This window comes from Paenibacillus sp. P4_E11, assembly GCF_056401635.1.
Window position 1 is genome coordinate 1 of sequence record NZ_JBFUIX010000374.1, and the last position, 2,028, is coordinate 2,028.

Below are 2,028 nucleotides of genomic sequence, written 5' to 3' on the forward strand. Positions count from 1 at the left end.
GTTTTGGACGGTCACAATATTTCCTACTCGTATATTGATTCTGGACGTTTATTACATGTCATTGAGGTGAGATTATTAAGGAGCTAATCACTCTTTTCGAGAAAGCCAATAAAAGGTTTCTCCTAGAACAAGATAAATTAATCATTAGTGGTGTAGCTGAACGAACTTTATGCGGATCGTTAATGATTTATCTTCAAGAGGAACTAAAAGGAACTGCTTATTCAAAATACTATGTAGATGTCGAATATAACAGAAACATGGAAAAGTGAAGACTATCATAAATGAAAACATTGAAGTGATACCTATTAATTGCGACATAATAATTCATAGTAGAGGCGAGATCATTTATCAAGATAATTTGATTGCGTTAGAAATGAAAAAATCGGTAAATAGAGAATCAGAAAAAATTAAGGACAAGAACAGGCTAATCACCTTAACTAAAGATAAGTTTGATGATGTCTGGTCGTTTGACGGTACAAGTCTTCCTGAACATGTTTGCAGATACGGATTAGGCTTTTATTATGAAATCAATACTGCGAAGAAGAAAGTATATATGGAGTATTACATAAAAGGAAAGTTAACATATACAAAAATGCTTACTTTTTGATCAAATCTAAGAGTACCTGACTTCATTTAACCAGAAAGGGTATACCCGATATGTGGAAAGAATCTGACGAAGGTAATCTTGTTTATGTTCAAGTGACGACTGATTCCAAATTCGGGAAAATGTATGAGGATATTTCAAAAAGCGTCGAGCGACTTTTGGAAGAACACAGAGCTGAAGGTGCACTTTGTATACATTTGTAAGTACCGATCCTCAGTCTAATGAAGTTCTTCGATGTCAAACGTTATGCCAACAGAATGGTTGCCGATTTGAAATCTTTCATAATAGTAAAATTGCAAAAGCGTTGAATCAAGTGTTTAATCACGATTTACGAGAATATTTTTTAAATATAACACTCGAACCGCCTGCTCCTGCTCCGGCTCGCTGCTGCTCATTCACCTGCGACATCTCGCCTCCACTGCGCGTTCATCGCTTTCTCGTCTACTGAACAATCTCTCACCCGCATCCAGTCCTTGTTTCAATTACGCGATAATGATGTTTGGCGCCAGATTCAACGGTGAGTTGCTCGTTTGGCAGCCTTCGAAGCGCGGTCCGAGATCGGCCTGCCATTTCTCGCCCTTCTCTTTCTTCAGCTCATTGACGATTTGGCGCACTTCCCATTCGGCATCCTCGACAATTTGTTTGAAGTCGCGGGATTCCTTCTGCTTGACGATCAGCTCCTTCATCCATTTCGTCCCGAATTTGACATGATTCTTCTCGTCAACGATGTCGTAATCGTGTTCGAACGCTGTCAGCAGATCGTTATGTTCGACGGCCTGCTTCGTCCATTGTTTCTTGGGAACGAAGGAGCAAGCTTCACCAACCTGCGTCAGTGCCGCGATCCGCTCCAGCAGCGGCATCGCCGTGTATACCTTGTAATGCCCCACCGGAATCGGAACGTCATACGGATTGACGCCCATCGACAGCAGCCGCGAATATCCCATGYGCGAATGCCGCACTTCATCCCAACACTGCCGCACGAAATCGGCCACATAGTCGAACGGCATGTGTCTGCCGTCATACACGATATTGGCCACCAGATCGATGATCGGCAGTTCGGTGAAGTGCGCATAGGAATGATGCGTCGGATGCTCTTCGCTTTCGCTCACGGCGTCGAAGATCCGCTCCGCGCTTCTCCATCTGAATGACGGTTCGAGCTCCATCTCCGCCGGCACTTGATACTCCGAATAATCCGCCAGTGCATCGGCATTCTCGAGCGGGACGCCTTCATACAAGGCCCCCAGTACGCGGATATGCTCGCGAATCGTATCCTCGAACTTGACCACTTCCCGTTCCTTCGCAGCCGATATGCTGCCCGCTTCCACGAACTGTTTGCCCCATGCGATCTGCTTCTCCATGGCGGGCAAGTGATCTTCGAACACCTCCACCGACGGGGCATCGTTCAGGCGAAGTGTATGGTGGAC

1 protein-coding gene is annotated in these 2,028 nt (G+C 45.0%); it reads right to left on the bottom strand.

Features of this window, described 5'->3' with window-relative positions:
* Window positions 1-1,086: 1,086 nt before the first annotated feature.
* Window positions 1,087-2,028, bottom strand: a 942-nt coding sequence (locus AC1DWB_RS34155; RefSeq protein ID WP_477545521.1) for a DUF455 family protein, incomplete at its 5' end; no start/stop codon positions are given.